Below are 2,652 nucleotides of genomic sequence, written 5' to 3' on the forward strand. Positions count from 1 at the left end.
CGTCAATAAATGTCGATAAGGAACAGATCGGCAGGGCATTCTTAAATGTGACGATCAATGCCGTTGAGTCTATGCCTGATGGTGGCAAAATGACAATAATTACAGAGATTGAAGGAGATTTTCTTGTCGTGAAGATCCAGGATACAGGGGAAGGGATCCCTGAAGACGATATTATCATGATATTTGACCCTTTTTTCAGCACTAAATCATCGGGGACAGGCCTGGGTCTGTCAACAACATACGGGATTATTGCAAGTCATGACGGGACCATAACTGTAGAAAGCGAGAGGGGAAACGGCACTGTCTTTACAATCTCTTTACCCGTAAGATAGGGATAGGTGGAAAGCCCATGTACGAACTAAAATACGATATCAGAAGAGGAGCGGATACATACAGATTGATCTATCACTCCAAGCTAAGGAAGTGGATATTAAAAGGCATTATAAAGTATGATGAAGCCCTCGTCTGGCGAAGCGGGCTTTCGGGCTGGCGCAAGCCTGAAGAGCTCGAAGAACTGAAGCCTTATTTTGAACAGTATGAAGAAAAGTATCTAAGAAGCAAAGAAGTGGAGGTAAGGCCGCACCTGTTTTCAAAAAAGTTGATAAAGAATATCCTGATAATAGACGACGAAGGGGACTTGTGCTGGCTCTTGTCTAACATCTTGCAGGGCAAAGGGTATCATGTATCGACTGCCAATACCATACGTGATGGCATGGCCCGCCTCAAGGAGGCGCCCGATTTATTGTTTCTGGACTTGAAGCTGCCTGACGGGGATGGAATGGATATGCTTCCCAGGATCAAGAGGATAGCCCCGCAGACATTGGTGGTCATCATTTCCGCCTATGGCAGTGAAGAAAAGAAGGGAACGGCAAAAGACGCGGGGGTTTGCGGTTTTCTTGACAAGCCGTTTACTGAGGAAAAGATTTTGGAAACCATAGAACAATTTCAAGAGTAGGGGGCAAGGTGAAAGGAGGGAAGAACCGAACCGGCGAGACGGCGTATCGGCGAAACGGCGATGAAGGCAGTGAAAGGGGAAAGAGGCAGGCGAGAGGCAATAGGCTATGGGTAATAGGCGATATAAATGTTCACTATTCACTAACGACTATTCACTGAAGTAGCTGAAGGCAGGAGATATCGCGCATGAAAATATTGATCGCTGAAGACGATTTTACGACACGCACAATCTTGGCAGAGGTGCTGACAAAGCAGGGCCACGAGGTAGTGGCAACGGTGAACGGCGCCGAGGCTTGGGCAGCTATGCAGCAGCCCGATACGCCCCACCTGGCCATTCTCGACTGGATGATGACCGGAATGAACGGCATTGAAGTGTGCCGCCGTGTCTGCACCCTGGAAACCGATGATCCGCCCTACATTATTATACTTACGGCCAAAGGCGAAAAGGCAGATATTATTGCGGGGCTTGAGGCGGGGGCCAACGACTATCTGGTCAAGCCCTTCGACCTGGGCGAGCTTCACGCCCGGGTCAACGTCGGTCGGCGCATGGTTGAGCTACAGGCCGCCATGGCCGACAAGGTGCGGCAACTGAGGGAAAGCGAACAAAAATACCGCTCCATATTTGAAAACTCCGTGGAGGGCATCTTCCAGACCTCGCCGGAAGGACAATTCCTCAATATCAATCCATCTTATGCCCGAATGACCGGATACGCATCACCGGAAGAAGTGATGGAAAGCATTACAAATGTCGACCATCAAACCTATGTCAATCCTGAGGACCATGCACAATTCAAGAGACTCATTGAAGAACAGGGCATCGTTGAAAACTATGAGGTACAGCATTACTGTAAAGACGGCTCTACCATCTGGGTGTCGATTAATGCCCGTTGTGTGCGGGATGAATATGGTGCCCCTATGTACTACGAGGGCACTCTTGAGGACATCACCCCCCGTAAACTTGCCGAGGAAGAGCTGAAACAGACCCTGGAGAAACTCAGAAAATCCTTAGTCGGCACTATCAATGCCATGTCTTTAACGGTTGAGACACGAGACCCTTATACCGCAGGTCATCAGAGGAAGGTATCAAGCCTTGCCCGTACCATAGCACAAGAGATAGGTCTGCCAAATGATACGGTTGATACTATCCGCATGGCAGGCATCATCCATGATATCGGAAAAATCTCCGTCCCTGCCGAGATACTGGTAAAACCCGGCAAAATAACAGACATAGAAATGAGCCTCATCAAAGTCCATTCACAGACAGGATACGACATACTGAAAGATGCAGGATTGCCCTATCCCATAGCAGAGATAGTCCTCCAGCACCATGAACGGTTAGACGGTTCAGGTTACCCCCAGGGTCTCAAAAATGGCAAGATACTCCTTGAAGCACAAATCATTGCTGTAGCTGACGTAGTTGAAGCCATCGCCTCCCACCGTCCCTACAGGCCGGCACGCGGAATCGATGTAGCCCTTGAGGAGATAGAAAAGAACAAAGGCATCCTTTATGGTTCTGAGGTGGTGGAGATGTGCGTTAAATTGTTTCGGGAAAAAGAATTTAGTTTTGAGTGTTGAGTTTTGGGTACTGTCAACATAATTGTGTAAATTTTTTATAGAGGGGCAAATTAGGACGTACCTTCCCTATTTTCGTTGTTCTCCAGTTCATCTCCATCTTCAGTGAGATAAATGCCAGGAGCA

Annotated in this window: 3 protein-coding genes; all 3 read left to right on the top strand. The window is 48.2% G+C overall.

The features are described from left to right. On the top strand, positions 1 to 332 hold a 332-nt coding region (locus NTX75_14750; protein MCX5817474.1), incomplete at its 5' end, for an ATP-binding protein. 17 nt (positions 333 to 349) lie between these two features. Next, positions 350 to 955, top strand: a complete 606-nt coding sequence (locus NTX75_14755; GenBank protein MCX5817475.1) for a response regulator — start codon at positions 350 to 352, stop codon at positions 953 to 955. A 185-nt stretch (positions 956 to 1,140) separates the two neighbouring features. Beyond that, positions 1,141 to 2,529, top strand: coding sequence for a response regulator (locus NTX75_14760; protein ID MCX5817476.1), 1,389 nt, complete (start codon positions 1,141 to 1,143; stop codon positions 2,527 to 2,529). Positions 2,530 to 2,652: the final 123 nt, after the last annotated feature.

The sequence above is a fragment of the Pseudomonadota bacterium genome (assembly GCA_026388315.1).
Lineage (GTDB): Bacteria > Desulfobacterota > Syntrophorhabdia > Syntrophorhabdales > Syntrophorhabdaceae > MWEV01.

Bases quoted from the DNA above. Each gene is read 5' to 3' on its own strand.
- NTX75_14755 (MCX5817475.1), top strand. From the start codon at position 350: ATGTACGAACTAAAATACGATATCAGAAGAGGAGCGGATACATACAGA.
- NTX75_14760 (MCX5817476.1), top strand. From the start codon at position 1,141: ATGAAAATATTGATCGCTGAAGACGATTTTACGACACGCACAATCTTG.